This is a genomic window from Stutzerimonas sp. KH-1, assembly GCF_054483855.1.
The window spans coordinates 4,165,228-4,191,051 of the sequence record NZ_CM137011.1 but is presented as its reverse complement, the minus strand read 5'-3'; the positions used below and the strand labels follow the sequence as shown (position 1 = coordinate 4,191,051).

Below are 25,824 nucleotides of genomic sequence, written 5' to 3'. Positions count from 1 at the left end.
GACGCGCCGCCTGACGGCAAGCGGAACGCCGGCAATTGGCGTATGATCGCCGGCTTTTTGCCGAGCCGCGCGGCGTTTCGCGGCGTCCGAGTGTAGTCGTGATGTACCAGTTGAGAGCGATGCAGGAGCGCGATATCCCTGCCGTCCTGGCGATCCAGGAAGAATCCTATGCCGCCGAGGTCCTGGAAGGCGAGGCGGTGATCCGTTCGCGTCTGGCGGCATTTCCGCAGCTGGCGTGGGTGGCCGAGGATGACGACGGCGTATGCGCCTACCTGTTCGCCTATCACTCGCGCCTGGGCAAAGTGACCCCGCTGGACGGGGAGTTCTGCACCGACGGCGAACCCGATTGCCTCTACCTGCATGACCTCGCCGTGGCCGGACGAGCCGCAGGCCGCGGCATAGGCCCGGCACTGGTGCGGCACAACCTGCAACAGGCCGGCACCGCACAGCTGCGCTATTCGGCACTGGTCTCGGTGCAGGATTCCACCGGCTTCTGGTCGCGCCTGGGCTACGAAGCCCACGACGAACTCGACCCGCCGCAGGCCGGCAACCTGGCCAGTTACCAGATCCCGGCGGTGTATATGGTGCGCGATCTGCACCAGTAAGGCGCACGCATCAGACCCGCCCCCGACACGTGCACCGTGAAGGTGCGCCCAAAGCCCCATTATCAGGCACGCAGGCCCGACAGCCGCAGTGATCGCGATACATGGGCTCGGTTGGCAAGCCACTTGCTCTTGTTCCGGAAACGATCCGACCGGAACTCTGCACATGCTGGTGATTCGCCAACGCATCGACGCCCGCCCCGAGTGGCAGGCCGAACTCGAACTGACCTACGACGCGCGCAGCAAGAGTCGCCTGCGCTGCTTCAGTACCAGCGGCGAAGACGTCGGCCTGTTTCTCGAACGCGGCCAGCCGCCGCTGCACGATGGCGAATGCCTGCTCGCCGGTGATGGCCGTGTCGTGCGCGTACGCGCACGCCCCGAGCAGCTGCTGCATGTCACCTGCGCCAGTGCTTTCGAGCTGACCCGCGCGGCCTACCACCTGGGCAACCGCCATGTCGCCCTGCAGGTCGGTGACGGCTGGCTGCGGCTGCTCGACGACTACGTGCTCAAGGACATGCTGTTGCAGCTGGGCGCCAGCGTCGAACACATCGAGGCGCCCTTCCAGCCGGAGCATGGCGCCTACGGTGGCGGCCATCACCATTCCCACGCTGGCGAAGCGGAGTTCAGCTACGCACCGCGCCTGCACCAGTTCGGCGTGCGCCCGTGAACGCGGCCGCTACTCCCGGCCTGGCCTGGGCGCTGCTGCGGCTGGCCAGCCCGCAGCTGCCGATCGGCGGCTACAGCTATTCCCAGGGGCTGGAAATGGCGGTGGAAAACGGCTTGGTGAACGATCCGGACAGCGCCCGGCGTTGGCTGGAGGATCAGTTGCTGCTCAACCTCGCCCGCTTCGAGGCGCCGCTGCTGCTCGCGCATTGCGAAGCAGCGGCACAGGACGACTGGCCGCGCCTGTTGCAACTGGCTGCCGAACACCGCGCCAGCCGCGAAACCCGCGAGCTGCAGCTGGAAAGCCGGCAGATGGGCTATTCCCTCGCGCAGTTGCTCGACGGCCTGCCGGAACTCGACCAGCCGGCCCGCGATTGCCTCGCGGCCGCCGACGAGCCCGGCCTGGCCCTGGCCTGGGCGCTGGCCGCCCGCGCCTGGCGGATCGAACCCGCCGATGCACTGGCCGCCTGGTTGTGGGGCTGGCTGGAAAATCAGCTGGCGGTGCTGATGAAGACCCTGCCGCTGGGGCAGCAGGCGGCGCAGCGCTTGACCTCGCAGTTGTTGCCGGTCCTGAGCCAGGCGCAGCGGGAAGCCAGCGAGCTGCCGGAGCGGGAATGGGGCAGTGCGCCGTTTGGACTGGTGCTGACCAGCATGGCGCATGAGCGGCAGTACAGTCGGTTGTTTAGGTCATGAGAGAACTGGCGCGAGCCCCGTGCTACGGGCGCAGCTGCACAGGAGCAGGCCGAGGCGGTGCACAGGTGGTGGCGGGAGCAGCTTCCCTCGACGGCGCGGCGTCGTTATGGGCACTGACCTTAGGTTTCGCCCTGTTGGGCGACTCACTTTTTTCAGTCGCGAAAAAAGTAAGCAAAAACGCTTGCCCCTGCATTCGGCCCTTCGCTTCGCGAAGGGTTCGTTCTCTCCGCCGCCGCTCCGAGGGTCGCCGTACAAGGGCCATCCATGGCCCTTTACGGCTCTTGCGGCATCCATGCCGCTCGCCCCTCTCCACAACGACTCCGTTCACCCTCCTGAAGGGGCAATTGATGTCGCCTGATCGTCCGTATAAGAAAAAACAAGCTGAGGGTAACGCCAGCGACCTACAGACAGCCCTGCCGCTATCTCTCGCCCGCGATGTAGGGTGGAAAACTGCGCAGCATTTTCCACCGCAGGCTACAAGCACGCTCTCGCCGAGCCATGGCGTATTACTTTTCAAACCGGTGGGTAAGCTTCGCGTTACCCACCCTACGGACCCGTTTAGAAACTTCCAACCGGCTCGGACCACATCCCCCGGAGTAATGCCGGAGGGAGGGGAGTTTTGCGCAGCAAACCGGGGACGCCCAGTCCGGATGTCGGGGTCGCCTTTTCTTTGGTTACTTTCTCTTGGCGAGACAAGAGAAAGTGACGCGCCGTGCAAGGCGCAACCAGTAGTCCCAGCCGAGGAAAGCGCGGCGCCTGACAACACTGCGTACGCCACCATCGATCACCCAACGATTTCTATTCCCCCCTGCCCCAATCGGCAGCGGCACGCCCTTCGCATCAACCCCGAGGCAGCCTCTCTGCCTTCCAGAGGAGAACTCCCATGAACACCCAACCCCTGCGCGTCGGTATTGGCGGGCCGGTCGGTTCCGGCAAGACCGCCCTGACCCTCGCCCTGTGCCAGGCCCTGCGCGACCGCTACAACCTCGCCGTGGTGACCAACGACATCTACACCCAGGAAGACGCCCAGTTCCTCGTGCGTAACGAGGCCCTGGCGCCCGAGCGGATCATCGGCGTGGAAACCGGCGGCTGTCCGCACACGGCGATCCGCGAGGACGCCTCGATCAACCTCGAAGCCGTGGAGCAGCTTAACCGGCGCTTTCCCGGCCTGGATCTGATCATCGTCGAGTCCGGCGGCGACAACCTCTCGGCCACCTTCAGCCCGGAGCTGTCGGACCTGACCATCTACGTGATCGACGTCTCCGCCGGCGACAAGCTGCCGCGCAAGGGCGGCCCGGGCATCTGCAAGTCCGACCTGCTGGTGATCAACAAGATCGACCTCGCACCCATGGTCGGCGCCTCGCTGGAGGTGATGGATCGCGACGCCCGCAAGATGCGCGGCGAGCGCCCGTTCGTCTTCAGCAACCAGAAGGTCGGCCAGGGTCTCGAGGAAATCATCGCCTTTATCGAAAAACAGGGAATGCTCAGAGCCGCGTGACCTCACCCATCAAACGGACATCGACCGAGTGCCAGCTTCTCGGTCCAGCTCTCAGCCTTGCAATCAGAGGAACTCGCATGAACGTACAGAAAATCCTAGCCACCTCGGCCCTGTTGCTCAGCCCTGCGCTGGCCTTGGCTCACCCCGGGCATGACCATGCCGGCGTGATGTCCGGTATCGCCCACCCTATCTTCGGCCTCGACCACCTGCTGGCGATGGTTGCCGTCGGACTGTGGGCCGCCCAACAGACTGGCAAGGCGCGCTGGGCGCTGCCGCTGACCTTCGTAGCCACCATGCTGCTCGGCGGCCTGGCCGGTTTCGCCGGAATCGAAATGCCGCTGATGGAAACCGGTATTGCCGGCTCGGTTCTGGCCCTCGGCCTGCTGGTAGCCCTGGCAATTCGCCCGCCGCTGGTCGTCGCCGCAGCGCTGACCGCGCTGTTCGCCGCCAGCCATGGCGTCGCCCACGGACTGGAACTGCCGGAGCTGTCCAGTCCATGGGGTTATGCCGCCGGTTTCATTGTTGCCACCGTTGCTCTGCATGCCGCCGGTTACACAATGGTGCGCTTGCTGCCGCAGACAGCCGCACCGCTGGTACGCATCGCCGGTGGCGCCTCGGCAGTCACGGGCGCCTGGCTGCTGGCCGGCTGAAAACCAGCCATGCCTCAGTGATAGCGCCGCCGCAGCGCGACATTGAGGCGATCGACCACCTCGGCCCAGTCGGCATCCTCGAGAATCTCCTCGCGCAGGAATGCCGCCTGGGCCGGCGTCCAGAACGACGCGTCGGCCAGATAGACATCGTCTGCCAGCGGCGAATGGGTTTCGATGAATCGCCTGATCGAGACATCGTCGTTGGGCAGGCCCAACTGCTCGAACAGGTTATGGAAGGCGTGGATCGACTGTTCCATGTTGACCTCCGGTGCTCGCGGGAATGAACGCTATGAGTATTGCTCATTCCCGCGAAAGCGCCGGCGTCAGCGGAACGGCGGCTCGTCGAAACTGCGCAGCTTGCGCGAGTGCAGCGAGTTGAGCTGGTTGCGCAGCAGTTCGAGTGCGGTGATACCGATCTTCAGGTGCTGGGTCACGGCCCGCTCGTAGAACGCGTTGGCCGAGCCGGGCAGCTTGATCTCGCTGTGCAGCGGCTTGTCCGATACGCACAGCAGTGTCCCGTAGGGCACCCGCAGGCGGTAGCCCTGGGCGGCGATGGTGCCGCTCTCCATGTCCACCGCAACGGCCCGCGACAGGTTGATCAGCGGTCGCTCCTGCGCCCAGCGCAGCTCCCAGTTGCGGTCGTCATAGGTCAGCACGGTGCCGGTCCGCAGGCGCTTCTTCAACGCTTCGCCCTGCTCGCCGGTTACCGTCGCGGCCGATTCCTGCAGCGCCTGCTGCACCTCGGCCAGCGCCGGCAGCGGGATGTGCGGCGGCAACACCCGATCGAGGATGCCGTCGCGGCGCATGTAGGCGTGGGCCAGCACGTAGTCGCCGATGGACTGCGACTGCCGTAGCCCGCCGCAGTGACCGATCATCAGCCAGCAATGCGGGCGCAGCACGGCCAGGTGGTCGGTGATGTTCTTTGCGTTGGAAGGACCGACGCCGATGTTGACCAGGGTGATGCCATGGCCATCGTCGGCGATCAGGTGATAAGCCGGCATCTGGTAGCGATGCCAGAGCACGCCGCCGATGATCGCCTGCGCCTCGCCCTCCTCCATGCCACGCTCGATGATCACATTGCCCGGCAGCACCATGCGGGTGAAACGGGTGTCGTCACGCAGCATGTCCAGGCCGTGGCGAATGAATTGGTCGACGTAGCGGTGGTAGTTGGTCAGCAGGATCCAGGGCTGCACATGGCGCCAGTCGCTGCCGGTGTAGTGCACCAGCCGGCGCAGCGAGAAGTCCACCCGCGCGCCATCGAACAGTGCCAGCGGATAGGGATCGGCGTTCTCCCAGTCATAGAGCCCGTCAGCGATGTCGTCGGTCGCGGCGGACAGGTCGGTACTGGGGAATACCCGCGCCAGCTCGGCGGCGGTCACGCCGCTACCGGCCAGCTCGTCGCCCTGCTCGATGACGTAGGGATAAGGGATGTTGCGGTCGCTCATGCCGACCTCAACGGTGACGTTGAAGTCCTGGATCAGCGGTTTCAGCTGATCGAGCAGATAGGCACGGAACGCTGCCGGATGGGTCACCGTGACGCTGTATACGCCGGGTGCCTGCACCTTGGCGTAGGCGCGGGTCGAGGCCGGCACTTCGCCATGGCATTCATAGGTCAGGCGCAGCTGCGGATAGCGGAACAGGCTGCGCTCCTGCTGGCTCGGCTCGGTGCGGCTGGCCACGTAGCGCTTGAGCGCCTGGTTGAGCGCTGCGGTGGCCTGCGCGTGCAGCTCGGCCAGCTTGTCGACCGCCTCCTCAGCGCAGGTGGCGACGGTGAAGGATCTGGATTCGTTGGAAGTCATGGCTCATCCTGGCTTAACACATCGGCCTATCTTGGCCGCATTTGGTGACGGATGTATACGCAGCCGAGCGGATGGAGTCGCATCAGAGACGCCGGCGCGCTGCAAATGTGCACCGTCACGGGCAAAAAAAATCCGACGCCAGCGCCTGGCGTCGGATTTGGGCACCGCTTCGAGCCCGCCGCCGATGCATTGCTGCATCAGCCGCACAGGCTCCTACCGATTACTTGTCCAGCAGCATGGTGCCGTTCTTGGCGAAGTTGGCGTGCCAGGAGAAGGCTTTTTCCAGCACGTGCGGGGTGTGGCCGCCACGCTGCTTCGCCTCTTCGAGGTAGGCGAGCGCCTGGGCCCGGTAATCCGGGTGCATGCAGTTGTTGATGATTCGCGCCGCCGCCTCGACGGGCGCCAGCCCGCGCAGATCGGCATAGCCCTGCTCGGTGATGATCACGTCGACGTCGTGGTTGGTGTGATCCACATGCGTGACGAACGGCACGATGGAGGAGATCTTGCCGTCCTTCGCCGTCGAGGTCGTCACGAAGATGCTGATACGTGCGTTGCGGGCGAAGTCACCCGAGCCGCCGATACCATTCATCATGTGGGTGCCGTTGACGTGCGTGGAGTTCACGTTGCCGTAGATGTCGGCTTCCAGCGCGGTATTGAAGGAGATGATCCCCAGTCGGCGGATCACTTCCGGATGGTTGGAGATCTCCTGCGGACGGAACACCACCTTGCCGGCGTACTTGGCTAGGTCAGAGGCCAGGTTGTCCACGCGCTTCTTCGACAGCGAGAAGGCGGTCGCGGCGGCGAACTTCACCACTCCGGCGTCGATCAGGTCGAAAACGCCGTCCTGCAGCACCTCGGAAGCGACTGTCAGGTCCTTGAACTCGGAGGTCTTCATGCCGGCCAGCACCGCGTTGGCCACCGAGCCCACACCGGACTGCAATGGAGCCAGGCTGTTGGTCAGGCGCCCCAGCCGCACTTCTTCACGCAGGAAGTCCAGCAGGTTGTCAGCGATCTTCTGGGTTTCGGCGTTCGGCTCGAACAGTGGGGAAGGAATGTCCGGCTCGCTGGACAGCACGATGCCACGCACCTTGGCCGGATCGACCGGGATACCGATCGAGCCGATGCGCTTGCTGACGTTATAGACCGGGATGTCCTTGCGCGAATCCTCGCCGGCCGGACCGGGAATGTAGATGTCGTGCATGCCTTCGTACTCGCGCGGAGCAGAAGTGTTCAGCTCGATGATCACGTGCTTGGCGTTCTGCACGAAGATCGGCGAGTTACCGACCGAACCGGTCGGGATGATCTGGCCGTCTTCGGTGATGGCCGCCGCTTCGATGATGGCGTAGTCGACCTGCGGCAGCACGCCCTGACGCAGCAGCTCGGCGGTGTGGGACAGATGCTGGTCGATGTAGAGCACCTCTCCGGCGTTGATCTTCTTGCGCTGTACCGGGTTGCCCTGATACGGGATGCGCTTGTTGATGATGCCGGCTTCGGCCATCGACTGGTCGGCCGCCGGGCCCATGGACGCGCCGGTGAACAGGTTGACCTTGAATTTCTCGCGCTGGCCGCGCTCGGACAGCGCCTTCGGGAACACCTTCGGCTCCCCGAACAGGGTGAAGCCGCTCATGCCCAGCGTCATGCCGTCCTCGATCCACGACGCGGCCTCTTCTGCCGAGACGACCTTGTCGAGAAACGCTGCGTTGCGGATGTACTTGTTTAGATCGGTTGCCATGAACTCACCTCAGAAACTCATCGAATGCTCGTCCGTGAAGGCTCTGCAAAGAAATTCGCCAGGCCTGACGAGGCAGGGAGACGGCCACTTGATGTCCGGAGACAAAGCGCCCATGTCTTTTGCCGCTCAATATCGGAACCTCAAAAAATCATGCGGCACTTGCAACCCCGTAACGTAGTCGCTCGCCCCATTCTAGGAGCACCAGCTCTTTTGGCTGTTATACAAAGGTACTAGCAGGCCGCCGCACAGGAGAGGTCATAGCCGGTATCCGCGCCCAGCGCAACCACGAGCGGCCGACTGTGCAGCATTCACCCGCCGCCGTACGCCGTGGAATCGGGGCGCCCGGTCTGTCACCGCGCTCAAAGCGCCGCCCGACCTCTGTCAAATCTGGAAACGAACCGGACACCGCCGTCACTTCCCGAGCAGGTCTTCGTCGCCATGCTCGCACCCGGCCGGGCGTTTACAACGGCAGAGTCCCACGTCCCCCATCACAGCTGCGGAGCGCTCCGGGCCAGCACTGCGTCGATGTCGAGCCCGCGCGGCAACGTCCCATAGACCCGTCCGCGCCCTGCAAGGCGGCTGGCGATGAAGGCATCGGATACGGCCGCGTTGCCGGCTTCGAGCAGCAGCTTGCCCTGCAGGCCAACGGCAACGTCCTCGGTGAGCTGGCGGGCGCGGTGCTGGATGTCCTCGGTGTCGCCGAAGGCCGCCTTCAAACGCTGGATATGCGCCTTCAGCCGTGCATCACCGTGGCCGTCGCCTAGTTCGGCGAACAGCACCTCCAGCACGCCCGGCTCCTTCGATAGCGCGCGCAAGACGTCGAGGCACTGCACGTTGCCGGAACCTTCCCAGATGGAATTCACCGGCGCCTCGCGGTACAGCCGCGGCAGGATGGTTTCCTCGACATAACCAGCGCCGCCCAGGCATTCGCTGGCCTCGGCGATCATGTTCGGTGCGCGCTTGCAGATCCAGTATTTGCCGACAGCGGTGACCAGCCGGGCGAACTTGTCTTCGTGCTCGTCATGGCGATTGTCCTGGGCGCGGCCCATGCGCAGGGTCAGCGCCAGCGCCGCCTCGCTTTCCAGCGCGAGATCGGCCAGCACGTTCTGCATCAGCGGCTGCTTTAGCAGGACCCGGCCGCCGACCTGGCGGTGCGCGCAGTGATGCAGGGCCTGGGTCAGTGCCTGACGCATCAGCGAGCTGGAGCCGATCATGCAGTCGAAACGGGTCGAGGAGACCATTTCGATGATGGTCGGCATGCCGCGCCCTTCCTCACCGACCATCCAGGCCAGCGCGCCACGGTACTCGACTTCGCTGGAGGCGTTGGCCCAATTGCCCAGCTTGTTCTTCAGGCGCTGGATGTAGAACTGGTTGCGCGTGCCGTCCGGGCGATGCCGCGGCAGCAGGAAGCAGGTCAGCCCCTTGTCGGTCTGCGCCAGGGTGAGGAAGGCATCGCACATCGGCGCCGAGCAGAACCACTTGTGCCCGGTCAGCTCGTAGGCCTGGCCGGGGCCCCCGGCACCGACTGCAAAGGCACGGGTCGTGTTGGCGCGCACATCGGTGCCGCCCTGTTTCTCGGTCATGGCCATGCCGATGGTGACGCCGGCCTTCTGCTCCATCGGCAGGTTGCGTGGGTCATATTGGCGGGCAAGGATCTTCGGCAGCCAGCGCTCGGCGAGATCCGGCTGCAGGCGCAGCGCCGGCACGCTGGCGTAGGTCATGGTCAGCGGGCAACTGCTGCCGGCTTCGGCCTGGTTGTGCAGGTACATCAGGGCGGCGCGCGCCACCTGCGCGCCGGGCTGCGGATCGGTCCACGGCAGCGAGGGGATGCCGTGCTCGATAGCCGCACGCATCAGCTCGTGATAGGCCGGGTGAAACTCCACCAGATCAATGCGATGACCGTAGCGGTCATGGCTCTTGAACACCGGCTTGTTCTCGTTGGCGAGAAAACCGGCCTGCATCAACGGGCCACCGGCAAGCGCACCGTAGGCGTCCAGGCGTTCCGCCGCCCAGCCGGCATGATAGCGCTGCACCCATTGCTGCAGCGGCAGGTCGAGACGGTAGAGGTTGGCGCCGTCGAGGGGCGGCACCTGGTTGGTGACCTCGTGGGTTTCGGCGCAGCTTTGCGGATTCATCCAGGCGTCCTCCTTCTTGACCGATGCGGCGGTTGCCAGCAAGCGTAGCCGGCAACCGGCGACGCACAGCCAGTGAAGCATGTGCTGACGCGACGGTTGAAGCGAGGTATCGGCCAAAAGGTCCGCGCGTCAGGCAATCGCCTGGTGCGGATCGATGAGCGCCAGGCGAACGCTGATGCGGAAACGGCTGCCCAGGCCGGGACGCGACTGCTGGTCGAGCTGTCCGCCGATCACCTCCAGCAGACCGCGACTGATCGCCAGGCCGATGCCGAGGCCGCCATAACGCCGGGTCATGGAACCATCCACCTGGCGGAACTGGTGGTAGAGGAACGCCTCATCGGCGTCGCTGAAGCCGATGCCCGTGTCGATGACCTCGGCCTGCAGCAGCAGGTGATGCTCCCCTGGTTCGCCACCGAAGCGCAGCGTGATGTGGCCGCGCGACGTGAACTTGAGCGCGTTGTCGAGCAGGTGGGTCAGGCTCTGTTCGAGCTTTTCGCCGTCGCCGAAGACGCGGTCCGGCAGGTTGGCGGCGACCTCCAGCTCGAACTCCAGGCCCTTTTCCTGCGCCGCGGGAGCGAATTGCTGGTGCAAGCGCTCGGCCATCTGGCGCAGGCGGAACTCTCCGATACGGGGCCGCAGCTTGCCTGCACGCAGCTCGCTCAGCGCCAGGATGTTGTTGACCAGGCGCATCATGTCCCGCGCCGAGCCGGTAGCGATGTGCTGGTACTGCTGCAGCTCGTCAGCCGACTCTGACGTAGGCAGCAGCTCGAGCGCGCCCATCACGCCCATCATCGGCGTGCGCAGCTCGTGGCTGATGTTGGAGAGAAACTCGTCCTTGAGCCGGTTGCTCTCGGCCAGCTCGCGGTTCAGCTGTTCCAGGTCGGAGCGGGCGTTCTCCAGGATCTTTGCCCGCTCGTCCTTCAGCGCGTTGATGCGATCGGCCAGCGCCATCGAAAGCAGCACCACCTCCAGCGCCGCCCCCAGCTGGCTGGCGTACATCGTCAGGAAGTTGTGCGGCAGGTGGCCGAGCACCATCAGGGTGTTGATCTGCCCTCCGACCAGCAACGCGCTCCAGGCGATGATGAAATAGCGCGCCACACGCATGCCGCGCAGCCAGGCCAGGATGCCGGCGGCGAACACCGCCAGGGTGAAGAGCAGCGCCAGCGCGGTGGCCAGGCGCAGCGACAGGCCATAGTCGGTGGTCAGCGCCAGCACCATGACCACCACCGAAAAACCGATGATCAGCCGCAACAGCCGGTCCATCCAACGGCTGTGCTCGGCGGTGCGCAGGAAGCTGCGGGTGAACAGGCAGCCGAACAACCCGGTGGCGCCGATCAGAAGGGGCGTCGCAGCGTTGGCCCACCAGGGCCGATCCGGCCAGAGAAACTGCACCCCGGCGCCGTTCACCGAGACCTGGTAGAGGCCAAACGCGGCGATGTAGAGGATGTAGAACAGGTAGCTCTGGTCGCGGATGCTGATATAGATGAACAGGTTGTAGACCAGCATCGCCAGCAGCACGCCATAGATCATGCCCAGTACGTAGATGCGTCCCGGCTGCGCCTCCAGATAGGCGTGCTGCGACCAGAGGCTCAACGGCACCTGAATCGAGCCTTCGCTCTCCACCCGCAGGTAGACGCGCTGCGGCTGCTCGGGCTGGAGCTCGAGTTCGAACAGGTAGTTGCCCTGACGGATCTCGCGACTGGCCCAGGGCCGGGTGTCGCCGGTATCCCGGGCGAGGCGGTAGCCACCCTGCCCGTCGGACAGATAGAGCTGCAGGCTGTCCAGTGGCGGATACGCCACTTCCAGCAACCAGCGCCTCGCCCCCTGGGCGATCTGCGGTCGGTAGCTCAGATCGATGCGAACCCAGTGCACGGAGCGTGAATAGCCGGCGTTGAAAACCGGCGTGCGATTGCGCTGGAAATGGCTTTCGAATGCGGGCGACGCGATGTCCTCTATGCCGATCTCCCCGCGCGGGTCCTCGAACACTTCCATCATCTGCCCGAGCGGCAAATGACGGGTGTGTTCGTCGAGCTCGACGGCGGCGGCCAAGGCAGGCAGAACAGCCAGGAAGAAGAGGAAGACGTACCGCATGATGCCTCGTGCAGGCCAGGCGACTACTGCGAACCCACCGTCGGTGAACTCCGTCGCCCGGTCCGAAAACCAAAGTGCCAGCAATCTACCACAGCGGCGTGCGCACCCGGAAAAAGCCGATTCGCCAGGATGACTTGGCCGATGACCGGTGCGCGCGGCGGTGGCGGATAGACGCACAACTGCCGCGTCCCGCCAGCGCGGTTTGGTGATAAGCTCGCACGCCATGAAAAACTTCACTTCCCGTCCCGTCGTCCTCTGTCTGTCCGGCCACGATCCCAGTGGCGGCGCCGGCCTGCAGGCGGACATCGAAGCCCTGCTGGCACAGGCCTGCCACGCCGCGCCGACCGTCACCGCGCTCACCGTGCAGGACACCGTCAACGTTTCCGACTTCCGCGTGCTCGACCGCGAGTGGGTACTCGCCCAGGCCAACGCAGTGATCGCCGACCTGCCCATCGCCGCCGTCAAGCTGGGCATGCTCGGCTCGGTGGAGATGGTCGAGACGGTGCTCAAGGTCATGGCCCGGCTGCCGGGCGTGCCGCTGGTCTGCGACCCGGTGCTGCGCGCCGGCGGTGGCGGTGCGCTGGGCAAGGAGGATGTCGGCTATGCCATGCGCGAGCGGCTGTTCCCGGTTTCCACCATCGCCACGCCGAATCTGCCGGAAGCTCGGATCCTTGCCGAACTGCCGGAGGGCAGCGCCGACGAGTGTGCCGAGCGCCTGCTGCCGCATATCCGCCACCTGCTGATCACCGGCGGCCATGGCGACGAGAGCGAAGTGCACAACCGCCTGTATTGCCGCGACGGCAGTCGTCACGACTTCACTTGCGCGCGCCTGCCGGGCAGCTATCACGGCTCCGGCTGCACGCTTGCCAGCGCCCTGGCCGGTCGTCTGGCACTGGGCGAGGAGCTGACCAGCGCGGTCCGCTCGGCGCTCGACTACACCTGGCGCACGCTGCGCGATGCCGAGGCCCCCGGCCACGGCCAGTACGTGCCGCGCCGCCTGCCCCTGGACCTGGCCTGACTGGAGAGCAGCGCATGAAGGAATCGTCCCGCCTGCGCGGCCTGTACGCCATCACCGACAGCAAGTTGCTGGCCGATGGCCACCTGCTGCCCTATGTCGAGGCGGCACTGAAGGGCGGCGCCCGCCTGCTGCAGTATCGAGACAAGACCAGCGACGAAGCGCGGCGGCTGCGCGAGGCCGATGCGCTGCAGGAGCTCTGCGCCCGCCACGGTGCTCAGCTGATCATCAACGATGATGCCGAGCTGGCCGCGCGCTTGGGCGTAGGCCTGCACCTGGGCCAGGAAGATGGTTCGCTGGCAGCCGCGCGGGCCCTGCTCGGCCGCCAGGCGATCATCGGCGCCACCTGCCATGCGCAACTGCCGCTAGCCGAGCAGGCGGCGCGTGACGGCGCCAGCTACGTCGCCTTCGGCCGTTTCTTCCAGTCCCACACCAAACCCGGCGCACCGGCAGCCAATCAAGACCTGCTGCGTGAAGCCCGCGCCCGTATCGGCCTGCCCATCGTCGCCATCGGTGGCATCACGCTGGACACCGCGCCGTCACTGATCGCCGAAGGCGTGCAGATGATCGCCGTGATCCACGCCCTGTTCGCCGCCGACAGCGCCGCCGAGGTCGAGCGCCGCGCCCAGGCCTTCAGCCAACTGTTCAACACGCCCTGATTCCGCCACGGTGGGTCGCTGATGCCGGCCCGCCCCTGTTTTGCGAGGCCCGCATGTCCCGTTCCGAAACCCTCTTTGCCAGCGCCCAGACCCACATCCCCGGCGGCGTCAACTCGCCGGTTCGCGCCTTCCGCAGCGTCGGCGGCACCCCGCTGTTCCTCAAGCACGCCGAAGGCGCCTATGTCATCGACGAGGACGACAAGCGCTACGTCGACTACGTCGGCTCCTGGGGCCCGATGATCCTCGGCCACAGCCATCCGCAGGTGCTCGATGCGGTGCGTCGCCAGCTCGAGCACGGGCTGTCCTACGGCGCGCCGACCGCGATGGAAACCGAGATGGCCGAACTGGTCTGCCGCCTGGTGCCGTCCATGGAGATGGTGCGCATGGTCAGCTCCGGCACCGAAGCGACCATGAGTGCGATCCGCCTGGCCCGCGGCTACACCGGGCGCGACGCCATCATCAAGTTCGAAGGCTGCTACCACGGCCACTCCGACAGCCTGCTGGTGAAAGCCGGTTCTGGCGCCCTGACCCAGGGCGTACCCAGCTCAGCGGGCGTGCCGGCGGACTTCGCCAAGCACACCCTGACACTGGCCTACAACGACCTCGCCGAAGTCGAAGCCACGCTGAAGGAAAAGGGCGAGCAGGTCGCCTGCATCATCGTCGAGCCGGTCGCCGGCAACATGAACTGCGTGCCGCCGGCGCCGGGCTTCCTCGAAGGCCTGCGCCGCCTGTGCGACGCGCACGGCGTGGTGCTGATCTTCGACGAGGTGATGACCGGCTTCCGCGTCGCCCTCGGCGGCGCCCAGGCCTACTACGGCGTGACGCCGGACCTGTCGACCTTCGGCAAGATCATCGGTGGCGGCATGCCGGTCGGCTGCTTCGGCGGCAAGCGCGCCATCATGGAACGCATCGCCCCGCTCGGCCCGGTCTACCAGGCTGGCACGCTATCGGGCAACCCACTGGCCATGGCCGCCGGCCTGACCACCCTCGAGCTGATCAGCCGCCCCGGCTTCCATGATGCCCTGAGCGCCTATACCAGCCGCATGCTGCAGGGTCTGCAGGATCGCGCCGACGCCGCCGGCATTCCCTTCGTCACCACTCAGGTCGGCGGCATGTTCGGCCTGTATTTCAGCGGCGCCGACGACATCGTGACCTTTGCCGACGTCATGGCCAGCGATGCCGATCGCTTCAAGCGCTTCTTCCACCTGATGCTCGAGGGCGGCGTGTACCTGGCGCCGAGCGCGTTCGAGGCCGGTTTCACCTCCATCGCCCATGGCGATAAGGAGCTGGCCATCACCCTCGACGCCGCCGAGCGCGCCTTCGCCAAGCTCAAGTGAACACGCCGATGGAACTGCTGCAGGCCCTGCTACTGACAGTTGCCGCGGCCACCAGCGCGATCCTTGTCGGTCGCGCCCGGCGCCGTTACGGCGAAGCGGATCAACCGGCGCTGTTCAGCGCGATGCTCGCCTTCATCCTTGCCGCGGCCAGCGGGGCGACCGGCCTCGCCGGCGGAATGGCCGAGGCCCAGCAGTGGCTGGAACGCGCCAGCCTGCTACTCGGTTTGCCCCTGCTCGCCCTGGCCGCACTGACCCTGGCGCGACGCTGGGCCTGGAGCCGTCCGAACTGGGGCCGCGTGGTGCTGGGCCTGTGCGTGTTCTTCGAACTGGCACGACAGCTCGGCTGGAGCGAGCCCTATGCGCTCGGCCTGCTGCTCGCCAGCGCGTTGCTAGTGATCTATGCCGCCGTGCTGCAATGGCCGGAGCGCTTGCCGAGTGGCGCCGGCGTCGCGGCAGGCGTGCTGTTGCTGCTCATGCTGCCGTTGCCTGGCAGCATGGCGATCGGCAACCCGTTCGCCGGGGCACAGCCGTTGCTGCTGGCGATCGCCAGTCCGCTGCTGGCAGTCCTGCTGCTGCGCTTGCCGGGCAGCGCGCGCGAGCAACAGCCAACGGCCGCATAAAAAGCCGATGGCAGGCCGTTAAAGGCTTTGTAAGCAGACAGCAGCTTATCCATAATGTGACGGCTGGCTCGTTCCAGTCTTTCATTATCGCCCTGCTCCTCGAGGCGCCAGATTTTCATGATCCGCACCGGCCGCATCCTGTCTTTGGGCTGTCTGCTGCTTCTCTCGCCTCTCACGGCTTTGGCTGGCGGGAACACCCTGCTGATCCCGGCGACCGCCCGTTGTGCCCTCGATACGCTGCCCGAGGAACTGCCTGAAGCGCTGCGCAGCTGCCAGCAGGCAGCCAGCGATGGCGACGTGCAGGCCGCCTACGAGCTGGGCGAATTCCTCTACGACGGCAAACGTGCGCCACGCGATCTGGCCAAGGCGCTGTACTGGTTCGAACAGGCATCGCTGCGCGGCCATGCGGCGGCGCAGCACCGCCTCGGCGTGATGTTCTTCCGCGGCGAAGGCGTCAAGGCCAACAATGTGCAGGCCTATATTGTGCTGAAGATGGCCGCGGTCAACGGCGAAGACGAAGCGCTGGATACCGCCGACCGCGTCTCCGCGCAGATGCGCCGGGATGAGCTGGAGATTGCCAGCCAGGTGCTCGGCCAGATCTTCCGCGACTACCTGATGCAGTTGCAGGCCGCCGACGCCCCACAGATCCCCTGAGAAACCGGTGCCCCCCTGCGGCATCCGTCCGCGCTTTCCCCTGCCCGGCCATGGGCATATAATCGCCGGTCATTTTTTGCACAACGCCGGCCCGTAACATGACCCGCAAGCTTTTCATCGAAACCCACGGCTGCCAGATGAACGAGTACGACAGCTCGCGCATGGTGGACCTGCTGGGCGAACACCAGGCCATGGAGATCACCGAGAATCCGGCAGAAGCCGACGTGATTCTTCTCAATACCTGCTCGATCCGCGAAAAGGCCCAGGAAAAGGTCTTTTCGCAGCTGGGCCGCTGGCGCGAACTGAAACAGGATAATCCGCAACTGGTCATCGGCGTCGGTGGCTGCGTCGCCAGCCAGGAAGGCGCGGCGATCCGCGACCGCGCGCCTTACGTCGATGTGGTCTTCGGCCCGCAGACGCTGCACCGCCTGCCGGAAATGATCGACGCCGCACGCACAACCAAGACGCCGCAGGTGGACATTTCCTTCCCCGAGATCGAGAAATTCGACCGCCTGCCCGAACCCCGCGTCGACGGCCCCAGCGCCTTCGTCTCGGTCATGGAAGGCTGCAGCAAGTACTGCACCTTCTGCGTGGTGCCCTACACCCGCGGCGAGGAGGTCAGCCGGCCGCTGGCCGATGTGCTGGCGGAAATCGTGCACCTGGCCGAGAACGGCGTGAAGGAAGTCACCCTGCTGGGGCAGAACGTCAACGGCTATCGCCATGACGGCCACGACTTCGCCGACCTGCTGCACGCGGTAGCGGCGATCGAAGGTATCGGTCGCATCCGTTACACGACCAGCCACCCGCTGGAGTTCTCCGACGCCATCATTCAGGCCCATGCGGACATCCCGCAGCTGGTGAAGTACCTGCACCTTCCGGTGCAGGCCGGCTCCGACCGAATCCTCGCGGCGATGAAGCGCAACCACACCGCGCTCGAGTACAAGTCGCGCATCCGTCGGCTCAAGGCCGCCGTGCCGGATATCCTGATCAGCTCGGATTTCATCGTCGGCTTCCCCGGCGAGACCGATAAGGACTTCGAGCAGACCATGAAGCTGATCGAGGACGTCGGCTTCGACTTCTCCTACTCCTTCGTCTACAGCGCACGCCCCGGCACCCCGGCAGCGGACCTCGCCGACGACACGCCGGAAGAGGTCAAGAAGCAGCGTCTGGCCATCTTGCAGCAGCGCATCAATCAGCAGGGTTTCGAGAATAGCCGACGAATGGTCGGCACCACCCAGCGCATCCTCGTCAGCGACTATTCGAAGAAGGACCCAGGCATGCTGCAGGGCCGTACCGAGCACAATCGCATCGTCAACTTCCGCTGCGACAACCCGCGACTGATCGGCCAGTTCGTCGACGTACACATCGATGACGCGCTGCCACACTCGCTGCGTGGCACCTTGCTAGCTTGAGAAGCCGGAATGCGGCCCCCATGTGAATGCATCCGGGCCGCGACTGCGCTTTTCGCTTCGCGCCCGCAGCGCTATTCTTCTTTCATCATTTCGCCGATATCGGCCACATATAAAAGCCCTTGAACGCACCCATAGAACCGCATCGTTTCACCCTCGAACCCTTTGAAGCCCGTCGCTTCGCCAATCTCTGCGGCCAGTTCGACGAGCATCTGCGCCTGATCGAACAGCGCCTGGAGCTGGAAATCCGCAACCGCGGCAATCAGTTCGAACTGGTCGGCCCGAGCAACGTGGCCAAATCCGCCGAGAATCTCCTGCGCCGCCTGTACCGCGAGACCAAGACCACCGAGCTGTCCCCGGACATGGTGCACCTGTACCTGCAGGAATCCGGCATGGAGGAACTGGCCAACCCGAACGCCCACCAGGGCGTGGCGCTGCGCACCAAGAAAGGCATGATCCGCCCGCGCGGTGCCAACCAGCAGCGCTATGTAAAGGCCATTCTCGACAACGACATCAACTTCGGTGTTGGCCCGGCCGGTACCGGCAAGACCTACCTGGCGGTGGCCTGCGCGGTGGACGCACTGGAACGCGAGCAGGTGCGCCGCATCCTCTTGGTGCGTCCGGCGGTGGAAGCCGGCGAGAAGCTCGGTTTCCTGCCCGGTGACCTGGCGCAGAAGATCGACCCCTATCTGCGCCCGCTCTATGACGCGCTCTACGAAATGCTTGGCTTCGAGCACGTGGCGCGACTGATCGAGAAACAGGTGATCGAGATCGCCCCGCTGGCCTACATGCGCGGGCGCACGCTGAACAACAGCTTCATCATCCTCGATGAAAGCCAGAACACCACCCAGGAACAGATGAAGATGTTCCTCACGCGGATCGGCTTCGGCTCCACCGCGGTGATCACCGGCGACATCACCCAGGTCGACCTGCCGCGGGGTACCAAGAGCGGCCTGGCGCATGTCATCGAGGTGCTCAAGGACGTCAACGGCATCAGCTTCACCCACTTCAAGCCCAAGGACGTGGTGCGCCACCCGCTGGTGCAACGCATCGTCGAGGCGTACGAGTCGTTCGAGGATCGTCAGTCGCCGGCCAGCAAGCGCGCCGCGCGGGATGCCGCCGATGATTGAACTCGACCTGCAATGCGCCAGCGATGGCGCCACGCCCGCTGCGGCAGACCTGCAACGCTGGTGCGAACTGGCGTTGCGCCAGCGCAGCGGCGATTCAGAACTGACCATTCGCCTGGTCGACGAAGCCGAAGGCCGCGAGCTGAACCGCACCTGGCGGCAGAAGGACTACGCCACCAACGTGCTGTCGTTCCCGGCCGACGTGCCGGACGAGTTTCTCGACATCCCGCTGCTCGGCGACCTGGTGATCTGCGTGCCGGTGGTCGAGCGCGAGGCGGCGGAACAGGGCAAGGCCCTCGACGCGCACTGGGCCCACCTGGTCATCCACGGCTGCCTGCATCTGCTCGGCTACGACCACATCGAGGATGCCGAAGCCGAGGAAATGGAAGCGCTGGAGCGCCAGCTGCTGACCGAACTGGGGCATCCCGACCCCTATGCTGAAGATTCGCCCGATACGGGCATTTGCAAGGACTCTTGAGTCAAACGACATGAGCGAAGATCGATCGATCAGCGGGCAGAAGACCTGGCTGGAAAGAATCACCCAGGCTTTTGCCCATGAACCCAAGAATCGCCAGGAGCTTCTGGAGATCCTGCGCGAAGCCCACCAGAACAAGCTGCTCGACAACGAGGCGCTAGCCATCGTCGAAGGCGCCATCCAGGTCGCCGACCTGCAGGTACGCGACATCATGGTGCCGCGGTCGCAGGTGATCAGCATCAAGGCCGACCAGTCGCCACGCGAATTTCTACCCGCCATCATCGCCGCCGCGCATTCGCGCTACCCGGTGGTCGGCGAGAGCCTCGACGAGGTGATCGGCGTGCTGCTGGCCAAGGATCTGCTGCCGCTGATTCTCAAGGATGAGCATCACAACTTCGACATCAAGGACCTGCTGCGCCCGGCCACCTTCGTGCCCGAATCCAAGCGTCTCAATGTGCTGCTGCGCGAGTTCCGCGCCAACCACAATCACATGGCCATCGTCATCGACGAGTACGGCGGCGTGGCCGGCCTGGTGACCATCGAGGACGTGCTCGAGCAGATCGTCGGCGACATCGAGGACGAGCACGACGTCGAGGAAGACAGCTATATCCGCCCGCTGCCCAGTGGCGACTTCCTGGTCAAGGCGCTGACACCGATCGACAGCTTCAACGAGTACTTCGGCAGCGCCTTCCCCGACGATGAGTTCGATACTGTCGCCGGCCTGGTGATGAGCACCTTCGGCCATCTGCCCAAGCGCAACGAGGTGACCGAGATCGACGGCTTCCGCGTTCGCGTATTGAACGCCGACAGCCGCCGCGTGCACATGCTGCGCCTGAGCCGCCTGGAAAGCGCATGACCCGCGACTTGTCGCCCGCCTATGGGCGGCGAGTCGCCGGGCAGCTTGCCCGATCGCGACGTTGCCCGTAGCCTGCGCCGCAATCCCCGCGCAAGGAAACCCCATGCACTGGTTCACCCGCCCCGGCTGGCCGGGCAATCTGCTGGCCCTGCTGGCCGGCACGCTGACCACCCTCTCCCTGGCGCCCTTCGACATCTGGCCACTGGCCCTGCTGTCGGTCGCGCTGCTCTACCTCGGCCTGCGCGAAACCGGGCCAAAGCAGGCGGCGCAGCGCGGCTGGTGCTACGGCTTTGGCCTGTTCGCCTCGGGCGTCAGCTGGGTCTATGTCAGCATCCATGATTTCGGCGCGGCGTCGCCGCCACTGGCCGGCCTGCTCACGCTCGGCTTCGTCGCCGGCCTGGCGCTGTTCTTCGCCCTGCTCGGCTGGCTTTGGGTGCGGCTGCTGCGCAATCGCCATTCCGCGCTCGGTGACGCGCTGGCCTTCGCCGCGCTCTGGCTAGCCTTCGACGCACTGCGTGGCTGGCTGCTCACTGGCTTTCCCTGGCTCTATATCGGCTATAGCCAGCTCGACGGCCCGCTATCCGGGCTGGCGCCGGTGGGTGGCGTCTGGCTGCTGAGCTTCGCCATCGCCCTGAGCGCCACCCTGCTGGTCGCGCTGCCGCGACTGCGTGCCGACAAGCCGCGCCTGCTGGCCGGCGTCCTGTTGCTGATCGCCCCCTGGCTGACCGGCCTGGCACTCAAGGATCGCGCCTGGACCCAAGACAAGGGCGAGCCCTTGAGCGTGGTTGCAGTGCAGGGCAACGTCGAGCAGAGCATGAAGTGGGACCCGAAGAAGCTCGAGATGCAGCTGCTGCTGTATCGCGACATGACCTTTCGCAGCCGTCCGGCGGACCTGATCGTCTGGCCGGAAACCGCCGTGCCGATCCTCAAGGAACACGCCGAAGGCTACCTGACAATGATGGCCGGCTTCGCCAAGCAGCGCGGATCGGCTCTCATCACCGGCGTGCCGGTGCGCCAGCCCAACGCCGAGGGCGAGCTGCGCTACTACAACGGCCTGACCACCGCTGGCGAGGGTGCCGGTACCTACCTCAAGCAGAAGCTGGTGCCGTTCGGCGAGTATGTGCCGCTGCAGGAACTGTTGCGCGGGCTGATCGCCTTCTTCGACCTGCCGATGTCCGATTTCGCCCGCGGCGAACCCGGCCAGCCGCTGCTACAGGCCAGAGGCCTGCAGATCGCGCCCTACATCTGCTATGAGGTGGTCTATCCGGAGTTCGCCGCGGGCCTCGCGGCGCAGAGCGACCTGCTGCTGACGGTGAGCAACGACGCCTGGTTCGGCCGCTCCATCGGCCCACTGCAGCACCTGCAGATGGCGCAGATGCGCGCCCTGGAGGCCGGACGCTGGATGATCCGCGCAACCAACAACGGCATCACCGTGCTGATCGACCCCTATGGGCGCATCACCGAGCAGGTTCCGCAGTTCGAACAGGCTGTGCTGTATGGCGAGGTCACGCCGATGCAGGGGCTGACGCCCTACCTGCGCTGGCGCTCCTGGCCGCTGATCGCGGCATGCGTGTTGCTGCTCGGCTGGGCGCTGGTCAGACGCAAGTCCGCATAGGGGCACCCTAAGCCCCTACGAATGAAAGCGTTCCGCTCAATCGTTCGCCGAGCGATAAACCAGCGGGTACACCGCCATGCCGACGATTTCATTGAGCAGCATGCCGTTCTGCCAGTAAGCCTTGGCCTCCGGCAGCCAGCCGTTCAAAGGGCGGCCGTTGGGCACGCCCATGAAGCCCACTGGCGCGGCAATCACTTCGATGCCGTTCTGCTCGAAGCACCAACGCGAACGAGGCATGTGCGCGGCCGAGGTGACCAGCACCACCCGCTCGATGCCAGCCGAGCGCAGCAGCTCGGCACTGAGCACGGCGTTCTCCCAGGTCGTACGGCTGCGCTCCTCCAGCCAGCGGGTGGCGACGCCTAGATCGCGCTGCAACACCTCGGCGCCAAGCATAGCTTCGCTGGGCGGCTGGCCGTAGTGCAGACCGCCACTGGTGAGAATCGGCAGGCCAGATGCCTTGGCGACGCGCGCGGCATAGCGCAGGCGCTCCAGCGCTACGTAGCCTGGCTGATCACCGCCCCAGGCCGGATCGTTCTGCTCCCGGCCGGCGCCCAGTACCACGATGGCACCGGCCTGCCCGCTCAATTTCGGCCAGCGCGCCTCGGCCAATGCCGGCTCGCGCTCCACCGCGCGCGCCGTCCATTCGACGACGATCGGCAGGCTCATCAGCCAGAGCCCACCGAAGCCGGTGACGAAACACAGCGCCGCCAGCCTCGGCGCGCGTCGGCGCAGCCACCAGCCCAGCAGCAACAGGAGCAGCAGCCCCCCCGGCGGCAACAGCAGTTGCTTGAAGAAATAACGAATGGGCATCCCAGCTCTCCGGCAAAGGTCGACACTCTAGCGGCTGTCGGCCGATTTGTCGGCGCAGGGGGCGGTCAATGGCGCGGGTAGGTCTGCAGACGTTGCCGTGCACGTAGCAGCTGCGAGCCGCAGGCCGGACACGTCGCAGGCCCGGCACCTTCCGGCCAGGTCACCTTGGTATTGCAAAGCGCGCAACTGAGGCTCTGCTGCAGGTGCAGCGGCGCATGCCTGAGGCGTGCGCCATGGCGCTGCCGCCCGCCACCACGCACGGCTGGCCGCATCGCCTGGCGCGTGAGATGAGCCTGTTCCTCGGCAGCCGCATGCCAGCCGGAAAGCCATTGGGAATCACGTTGCAGATAGGCGCGAATCAACTCGAATTCCGCCGGCGTCAACCCGCCGACCTCCAGTTCGCCAGCGGCACCTGATTCGCCACGCTCTGCCTCCTGCAGCGCCGAACTCAAGCGCTGCAGCACCCGCGCATACAGACTGCTGTCCTCTGATTGCGACTCTCTTTCCATTGGACATACCTCGCATTTGTCCGGCCCCTGGATCAAGCGTAGCTCAGCCTGGCTCGCTCAAGCCGGACGCGACAGACGGAACCCTCGGTGCTGACGGCAAATCGGGTTTCCCTAGGCTGCGGGGGGTCATGTATGCTACGGCGCTTCCATGCCTCCGTCCGCCACCCGCCGGGTCGCGTTTGCACAAGGTCGTGCCGACCTGCCAGCCGAGCCTGCGCCAGCGCATTCGCGGAGAGCCAGCCCCTATCCAACGCCAGTAGCCATGCACGAACAGTATCAGCCCCGCGAGATCGAAGCCGCCGCGCAATCCCACTGGGATTCGCAGAAATCCTTTGAAGTGAGCGAACAGCCCGGCAAGGACACCTTCTATTGCCTGTCGATGTTCCCCTACCCCAGCGGCAAGCTGCACATGGGCCACGTGCGCAACTACACCATTGGCGACGTGATCGCCCGCTACCAGCGCATGCAGGGCAAGAACGTCCTGCAGCCCATGGGCTGGGACGCCTTCGGCATGCCGGCCGAGAACGCCGCGATGAAAAATCAGGTGGCGCCGGCGAAGTGGACTTACGAGAACATCGCCTACATGAAGGCCCAGCTGAAAAGCCTGGGCCTGGCCGTCGACTGGACCCGTGAAGTCACCACCTGCAAGCCTGACTATTACCGTTGGGAGCAGTGGCTGTTCACCCGCCTGTACGAAAAGGGCGTGATCTATCGCAAGAACGGCACCGTGAACTGGGACCCGGTGGACCAGACCGTGCTGGCCAACGAGCAGGTCATCGATGGCCGCGGCTGGCGTTCGGGCGCGCTGATCGAGAAGCGCGAAATCCCGATGTACTACTTCAAGATCACCGCCTACGCGGATGAGCTGCTGGAGAGTCTGGACGAGCTGGACGGCTGGCCCGAGCAGGTCAAGACCATGCAGCGCAACTGGATCGGCAAGTCGCGCGGCATGGAGATCAGCTTCCCCTACGACGTCGCCAGCATCGGCAGCGAAGGCGTGATGAAGGTCTTCACCACCCGCCCCGATACGCTGATGGGTGCGACCTACGTGGCCGTTGCAGCGGAACATCCGCTGGCCACTCTCGCCGCGCAGAACAACCCCGAGCTGCAGGCCTTCATCGACGAGTGCAAGCGCGGCGGCGTCGCCGAAGCCGACATCGCCACCCAAGAGAAGAAAGGCCTGGCCACTTCCCTGCGTGTGCAACACCCGCTGACCGGCGAGCTGTTGCCGGTGTGGGTCGCCAACTACGTGCTGATGAACTACGGCGAGGGCGCGGTCATGGCCGTGCCGGCGCATGACGAGCGCGACTTCGAATTCGCCAGCAAATACGGCCTGCCGATCAAGCCGGTGGTGCGCACCAGCGCCGGCGACGAGACGCCCGCGCCCTGGCAGGACGCCTACGGCGAGCACGGCCAGCTGATCAACTCCGGCGTCTATGACGGCCTGGATTTCGAAGGCGCCTTCGACGCCATCGAAGTGGCGCTGCAGAAGAAAGGCCTCGGCCAGGCGCGCACCCAGTTCCGCCTGCGCGACTGGGGCATCAGCCGCCAGCGCTACTGGGGCTGCCCGATCCCGATCATCCATTGCGACAGCTGCGGCGACGTGCCGGTGCCGGAAGACCAGCTGCCGGTCGTGCTGCCCGAAGACGTGGTGCCGGATGGCGCCGGCTCGCCGCTGGCGAAGATGCCCGAGTTCTACGAGTGCAGCTGCCCGAAGTGCGGCGCACCTGCCAAGCGCGAAACCGACACCATGGACACCTTCGTCGAGTCGTCCTGGTACTTCGCCCGCTACGCCAGCCCGAACTACGACCAGGGCATGGTCGACCCGCAGGCGGCCAACCACTGGTTGCCGGTGGATCAGTACATCGGCGGCATCGAACACGCCATCCTGCACCTGCTCTACGCGCGCTTCTTCCACAAGCTGATGCGCGACGAGGGCCTGGTCAGCTCCAACGAGCCGTTCAAGAATCTGCTGACCCAGGGCATGGTGGTCGCCGAGACCTACTACCGCACCCTGGAAAACGGCGGCAAGGACTGGTTCAACCCGGCCGACGTCGAGGTCGAGCGTGATGCCAAGGCCAAGGTCATCGGTGCCAGGCTGAAGACCGACGGGCAGCCGGTGGAAATCGGCGGCACCGAGAAGATGTCCAAGTCGAAGAACAACGGCGTCGACCCGCAGGCGATGATCGATGCCTACGGCGCCGACACCTGCCGCCTGTTCATGATGTTCGCCTCGCCGCCGGACATGAGCCTGGAATGGTCCGACTCCGGCGTCGAGGGCGCCAGCCGCTTCCTGCGCCGCGTCTGGCGTCTGGCCCATGCGCATGTCAGCGCCGGGCTGCCGGGTACGCTCGATCTGGCCACGCTGAGCGACGAGCAGAAGGCCGTGCGCCGCGCGATTCACCTGGCGATCAAGCAGGCCAGCACCGATGTCGGCCAGCACCACAAGTTCAATACCGCCATTGCCCAGGTGATGACACTGATGAACGTGCTGGAGAAGGCGCCGACCGCCAGCGAGCAGGACCGTGCTCTGCTGCAGGAAGGCCTGGAAACGGTCGCCCTGCTGCTGGCCCCGATCACCCCGCACATCTCTCACGAACTCTGGCAGCGGCTGGGCAAGAGCGGCGCGATCATCGATGCGCAATGGCCGAAGGTCGACGAATCCGCCCTCGTGCAGGACAGCCTGACTCTGGTGGTTCAGGTCAACGGCAAGCTGCGTGGCCAGATCGAAGTGCCGGCCAGCGCCAGCCGCGAAGAGGTGGAGACCGCCGCGCGCGGCAACGAGAACGTGCTGCGCTTCACCGAAGGTCTGACCATCCGCAAGGTCATCGTGGTGCCGGGCAAGCTGGTCAACATCGTCGCTAACTGATTCGGT

At 65.5% G+C, this 25,824-nt stretch carries 23 protein-coding genes; 16 read left to right on the top strand and 7 right to left on the bottom strand.

Annotated features, from left to right (window positions below):
• Positions 1-119: 119 nt before the first annotated feature.
• The 5 genes from ACX1DW_RS20005 (at position 120) to ACX1DW_RS19985 (ending at position 4,106) form a co-directional block, all read left to right on the top strand.
• Positions 120-605 carry a GNAT family N-acetyltransferase gene (locus ACX1DW_RS20005; protein WP_458993421.1) on the top strand — a complete coding sequence of 162 codons (486 nt, stop codon included), beginning with the start codon at positions 120-122 and terminating at the stop codon, positions 603-605.
• A 163-nt stretch (positions 606-768) separates the two neighbouring features.
• Complete coding sequence (gene ureE / locus ACX1DW_RS20000; protein ID WP_133455548.1) at positions 769-1,269, top strand: urease accessory protein UreE; 501 nt, start codon at positions 769-771, stop codon at positions 1,267-1,269.
• The gene (locus ACX1DW_RS19995) at positions 1,266-1,958 is read left to right on the top strand and encodes an urease accessory protein UreF (RefSeq protein ID WP_458992243.1); all 693 of its coding nucleotides are present in this window, start codon (positions 1,266-1,268) and stop codon (positions 1,956-1,958) included. Before ureE ends, ACX1DW_RS19995 begins: the two co-directional genes overlap by 4 nt.
• 883 nt (positions 1,959-2,841) lie before the next feature.
• Complete coding sequence (gene ureG / locus ACX1DW_RS19990; protein ID WP_458992242.1) at positions 2,842-3,456, top strand: urease accessory protein UreG; 615 nt, start codon at positions 2,842-2,844, stop codon at positions 3,454-3,456.
• A gap of 77 nt (positions 3,457-3,533) precedes the next feature.
• Positions 3,534-4,106: a HupE/UreJ family protein gene (locus tag ACX1DW_RS19985; protein WP_458992241.1), complete on the top strand. Its 573-nt coding sequence runs from the start codon at positions 3,534-3,536 to the stop codon at positions 4,104-4,106.
• 14 nt (positions 4,107-4,120) lie between these two features.
• On the opposite strand, the gene ACX1DW_RS19980 is transcribed toward ACX1DW_RS19985, so the two are convergent.
• From ACX1DW_RS19980 to ACX1DW_RS19960, 5 genes are all read right to left on the bottom strand, one after another.
• Positions 4,121-4,363 (bottom strand): DUF2789 domain-containing protein, encoded by a 243-nt coding sequence (locus tag ACX1DW_RS19980; protein WP_063540874.1) that lies wholly within the window; start codon positions 4,361-4,363, stop codon positions 4,121-4,123.
• A gap of 66 nt (positions 4,364-4,429) precedes the next feature.
• Complete coding sequence (gene amn, locus ACX1DW_RS19975; RefSeq protein ID WP_458992240.1) at positions 4,430-5,905, bottom strand: AMP nucleosidase; 1,476 nt, start codon at positions 5,903-5,905, stop codon at positions 4,430-4,432.
• 220 nt (positions 5,906-6,125) lie between these two features.
• Positions 6,126-7,637 (bottom strand): succinate CoA transferase, encoded by a 1,512-nt coding sequence (locus ACX1DW_RS19970; RefSeq protein WP_102838744.1) that lies wholly within the window; start codon positions 7,635-7,637, stop codon positions 6,126-6,128.
• A 488-nt stretch (positions 7,638-8,125) separates the two neighbouring features.
• Complete coding sequence (locus ACX1DW_RS19965; RefSeq protein WP_458992239.1) at positions 8,126-9,772, bottom strand: acyl-CoA dehydrogenase family protein; 1,647 nt, start codon at positions 9,770-9,772, stop codon at positions 8,126-8,128.
• 129 nt (positions 9,773-9,901) lie between these two features.
• Complete coding sequence (locus ACX1DW_RS19960) at positions 9,902-11,863, bottom strand: sensor histidine kinase (RefSeq protein WP_458992238.1); 1,962 nt, start codon at positions 11,861-11,863, stop codon at positions 9,902-9,904.
• A 223-nt stretch (positions 11,864-12,086) separates the two neighbouring features.
• On the opposite strand from ACX1DW_RS19960, the gene ACX1DW_RS19955 reads away from it, so the two are divergent.
• From ACX1DW_RS19955 to lnt, 10 genes are all read left to right on the top strand, one after another.
• Positions 12,087-12,881: a hydroxymethylpyrimidine/phosphomethylpyrimidine kinase gene (locus ACX1DW_RS19955; protein ID WP_458992237.1), complete on the top strand. Its 795-nt coding sequence runs from the start codon at positions 12,087-12,089 to the stop codon at positions 12,879-12,881.
• A gap of 14 nt (positions 12,882-12,895) precedes the next feature.
• Positions 12,896-13,537, top strand: a complete 642-nt coding sequence (gene thiE, locus ACX1DW_RS19950) for a thiamine phosphate synthase (protein WP_458992236.1) — start codon at positions 12,896-12,898, stop codon at positions 13,535-13,537.
• Between the two features lie 53 nt (positions 13,538-13,590).
• Positions 13,591-14,874: a glutamate-1-semialdehyde 2,1-aminomutase gene (gene hemL / locus ACX1DW_RS19945; protein ID WP_045633632.1), complete on the top strand. Its 1,284-nt coding sequence runs from the start codon at positions 13,591-13,593 to the stop codon at positions 14,872-14,874.
• Positions 14,875-14,882: 8 nt separating this feature from the next.
• Positions 14,883-15,494, top strand: coding sequence for a hypothetical protein (locus ACX1DW_RS19940; RefSeq protein ID WP_156245126.1), 612 nt, complete (start codon positions 14,883-14,885; stop codon positions 15,492-15,494).
• Positions 15,495-15,611: 117 nt separating this feature from the next.
• Positions 15,612-16,148: a tetratricopeptide repeat protein gene (locus tag ACX1DW_RS19935; RefSeq protein ID WP_458992235.1), complete on the top strand. Its 537-nt coding sequence runs from the start codon at positions 15,612-15,614 to the stop codon at positions 16,146-16,148.
• A gap of 98 nt (positions 16,149-16,246) precedes the next feature.
• Positions 16,247-17,560 (top strand): tRNA (N6-isopentenyl adenosine(37)-C2)-methylthiotransferase MiaB, encoded by a 1,314-nt coding sequence (gene miaB, locus ACX1DW_RS19930; protein ID WP_063540865.1) that lies wholly within the window; start codon positions 16,247-16,249, stop codon positions 17,558-17,560.
• Positions 17,561-17,679: 119 nt separating this feature from the next.
• Positions 17,680-18,687: a PhoH family protein gene (locus ACX1DW_RS19925; RefSeq protein ID WP_156245125.1), complete on the top strand. Its 1,008-nt coding sequence runs from the start codon at positions 17,680-17,682 to the stop codon at positions 18,685-18,687.
• Positions 18,680-19,162, top strand: coding sequence for an rRNA maturation RNase YbeY (ybeY, locus tag ACX1DW_RS19920; protein ID WP_267908242.1), 483 nt, complete (start codon positions 18,680-18,682; stop codon positions 19,160-19,162). Before ACX1DW_RS19925 ends, ybeY begins: the two co-directional genes overlap by 8 nt.
• Positions 19,163-19,172: 10 nt before the next feature.
• Positions 19,173-20,015 carry an HlyC/CorC family transporter gene (locus ACX1DW_RS19915; RefSeq protein WP_063540862.1) on the top strand — a complete coding sequence of 281 codons (843 nt, stop codon included), beginning with the start codon at positions 19,173-19,175 and terminating at the stop codon, positions 20,013-20,015.
• Positions 20,016-20,118: 103 nt separating this feature from the next.
• Positions 20,119-21,630 (top strand): apolipoprotein N-acyltransferase, encoded by a 1,512-nt coding sequence (lnt, locus tag ACX1DW_RS19910; RefSeq protein WP_458992234.1) that lies wholly within the window; start codon positions 20,119-20,121, stop codon positions 21,628-21,630.
• 36 nt (positions 21,631-21,666) lie between these two features.
• On the opposite strand, the gene ACX1DW_RS19905 is transcribed toward lnt, so the two are convergent.
• Positions 21,667-22,440, bottom strand: a complete 774-nt coding sequence (locus ACX1DW_RS19905) for a YdcF family protein (protein ID WP_394375042.1) — start codon at positions 22,438-22,440, stop codon at positions 21,667-21,669.
• Positions 22,441-22,505: 65 nt separating this feature from the next.
• Positions 22,506-22,949, bottom strand: a complete 444-nt coding sequence (locus ACX1DW_RS19900; RefSeq protein ID WP_125867077.1) for a hypothetical protein — start codon at positions 22,947-22,949, stop codon at positions 22,506-22,508.
• A gap of 262 nt (positions 22,950-23,211) precedes the next feature.
• Here ACX1DW_RS19900 and leuS point away from each other — a divergent pair, with 262 nt between their 5' ends.
• Entirely contained in the window at positions 23,212-25,818 is a 2,607-nt protein-coding gene (gene leuS / locus ACX1DW_RS19895; protein ID WP_458992233.1) for a leucine--tRNA ligase, read from the top strand.
• The last annotated feature ends 6 nt before the right edge of the window (positions 25,819-25,824 follow it).

Bases quoted from the DNA above. Each gene is read 5' to 3' on its own strand.
- ACX1DW_RS20005 (WP_458993421.1), top strand. From the start codon at position 120: ATGCAGGAGCGCGATATCCCTGCCGTCCTGGCGATCCAGGAAGAATCC.
- ureE (WP_133455548.1), top strand. From the start codon at position 769: ATGCTGGTGATTCGCCAACGCATCGACGCCCGCCCCGAGTGGCAGGCC.
- ureG (WP_458992242.1), top strand. From the start codon at position 2,842: ATGAACACCCAACCCCTGCGCGTCGGTATTGGCGGGCCGGTCGGTTCC.
- ACX1DW_RS19985 (WP_458992241.1), top strand. From the start codon at position 3,534: ATGAACGTACAGAAAATCCTAGCCACCTCGGCCCTGTTGCTCAGCCCT.
- ACX1DW_RS19980 (WP_063540874.1), bottom strand. From the start codon at position 4,363: ATGGAACAGTCGATCCACGCCTTCCATAACCTGTTCGAGCAGTTGGGC.
- amn (WP_458992240.1), bottom strand. From the start codon at position 5,905: ATGACTTCCAACGAATCCAGATCCTTCACCGTCGCCACCTGCGCTGAG.
- ACX1DW_RS19970 (WP_102838744.1), bottom strand. From the start codon at position 7,637: ATGGCAACCGATCTAAACAAGTACATCCGCAACGCAGCGTTTCTCGAC.
- ACX1DW_RS19965 (WP_458992239.1), bottom strand. From the start codon at position 9,772: ATGAATCCGCAAAGCTGCGCCGAAACCCACGAGGTCACCAACCAGGTG.
- ACX1DW_RS19960 (WP_458992238.1), bottom strand. From the start codon at position 11,863: ATGCGGTACGTCTTCCTCTTCTTCCTGGCTGTTCTGCCTGCCTTGGCC.
- ACX1DW_RS19955 (WP_458992237.1), top strand. From the start codon at position 12,087: ATGAAAAACTTCACTTCCCGTCCCGTCGTCCTCTGTCTGTCCGGCCAC.
- thiE (WP_458992236.1), top strand. From the start codon at position 12,896: ATGAAGGAATCGTCCCGCCTGCGCGGCCTGTACGCCATCACCGACAGC.
- hemL (WP_045633632.1), top strand. From the start codon at position 13,591: ATGTCCCGTTCCGAAACCCTCTTTGCCAGCGCCCAGACCCACATCCCC.
- ACX1DW_RS19940 (WP_156245126.1), top strand. From the start codon at position 14,883: ATGGAACTGCTGCAGGCCCTGCTACTGACAGTTGCCGCGGCCACCAGC.
- ACX1DW_RS19935 (WP_458992235.1), top strand. From the start codon at position 15,612: ATGATCCGCACCGGCCGCATCCTGTCTTTGGGCTGTCTGCTGCTTCTC.
- miaB (WP_063540865.1), top strand. From the start codon at position 16,247: ATGACCCGCAAGCTTTTCATCGAAACCCACGGCTGCCAGATGAACGAG.
- ybeY (WP_267908242.1), top strand. From the start codon at position 18,680: ATGATTGAACTCGACCTGCAATGCGCCAGCGATGGCGCCACGCCCGCT.
- ACX1DW_RS19915 (WP_063540862.1), top strand. From the start codon at position 19,173: ATGAGCGAAGATCGATCGATCAGCGGGCAGAAGACCTGGCTGGAAAGA.
- lnt (WP_458992234.1), top strand. From the start codon at position 20,119: ATGCACTGGTTCACCCGCCCCGGCTGGCCGGGCAATCTGCTGGCCCTG.
- ACX1DW_RS19905 (WP_394375042.1), bottom strand. From the start codon at position 22,440: ATGCCCATTCGTTATTTCTTCAAGCAACTGCTGTTGCCGCCGGGGGGG.
- ACX1DW_RS19900 (WP_125867077.1), bottom strand. From the start codon at position 22,949: ATGGAAAGAGAGTCGCAATCAGAGGACAGCAGTCTGTATGCGCGGGTG.
- leuS (WP_458992233.1), top strand. From the start codon at position 23,212: ATGCACGAACAGTATCAGCCCCGCGAGATCGAAGCCGCCGCGCAATCC.